The following is a 1,050-nucleotide window of genomic DNA, read 5'->3' as shown; positions in this document are numbered from 1 at the left end:
TTGCCAATAGTTGTTTTAATCTTTTAATCTTTAGATATGTTAGAAACTATTTTCTTTCCGTATGTGTTATTTTTCCAACGGAATCGCGATAAAGATTCTCTTTCCCGGTGGAATTTTGTAAAAGACTCTGATTATTTTGGGATGAAATTAAAGTACGCAATGTGGTTAATTCCGATTCCACTTGTTTTATTCGTTCTAAATATTGCTCTTCAGATTTATGCTCTGACTTTTTGTTGAAAAAATCAATTCCACTGTAAATACCTCCGAAAATAGCAATAACAAAAAGAGGCCAAAAAGTCCAGATTTTGAATTTAGTCAGACGCAAAGACAAATCTTCTCTCTGTTCATTTCTCCTTTTAATTCTTGCTTGTTCTACATACATTTTAGAAAATCCACCATTTTCTAAAAACTCTTTCAGTTTCGATTCGATAGGTCTTACCTCGAATCCATTATGAGAGATTACTGATTTTGAAAAAAAGTTCTCATTCGATATAATTTGAAGATAAAATGAATAATCAGAAACTTTTCTCAGGTTAACTCCTTCTATTGGACAATCAAATTCAGAGAAGATTCCTTTCTCTAATATGAATTTTGAAATTCCGTCGAGGATAATAGATTCTTCTTTCGTAATGGTTGTCATGGTCTGTTTTTTACAATTATTGGCAACGTTACGCATATGCCTAGTGGCGGATTGCGGGCGATTCAACTGTCAAACCGAGGTGAAGTTTGAGCGGGCGAAAAGCCTTGCAAAGTGCAGTAAAACCGCCATTAGGTATATGCGATGTTACAGGCTGGCGTTTTTTTCGTCCTATGTTTCCAAAACCTTTCATCATAGTCCTAATTGATTTGGAATATACTTTCTAAAATCCTTTTGTTTCTTTTTTTCATTAAATCTATAGTATGCTCTTTGTATTGCTTATACTCGTCAATAGTCTGAGGTAATGGTGGTCTGTTGAAAGTATCCCCCCCACCAACCCCATCTATTAGCACATAATCCGTCCCCCTATCTTTGGTGTCAAAAAACGACATGACACAAAGAACCTCACTTGC

The 1,050-nt window shown here is 35.0% G+C and carries 2 protein-coding genes; both read right to left on the bottom strand.

All coding sequences use genetic code 11. The features are described 5' to 3' along the window. Positions 1–46: 46 nt before the first annotated feature. Positions 47–640, bottom strand: a complete 594-nt coding sequence (locus tag LX69_RS17435) for a hypothetical protein (protein WP_111447301.1) — start codon at positions 638–640, stop codon at positions 47–49. A gap of 197 nt (positions 641–837) precedes the next feature. Then, the coding region (locus tag LX69_RS18095) for a DUF6994 family protein (protein WP_221621422.1) at positions 838–1,050 on the bottom strand (213 nt) is incomplete at its 5' end.

It is taken from the genome of Breznakibacter xylanolyticus, from assembly GCF_003254275.1.
Taxonomy (GTDB): domain Bacteria; phylum Bacteroidota; class Bacteroidia; order Bacteroidales; family Marinilabiliaceae; genus Breznakibacter; species Breznakibacter xylanolyticus.
The sequence above is the reverse complement of the archived record's forward strand: the minus strand, read 5'-3'. Positions and strand labels throughout refer to the sequence as shown.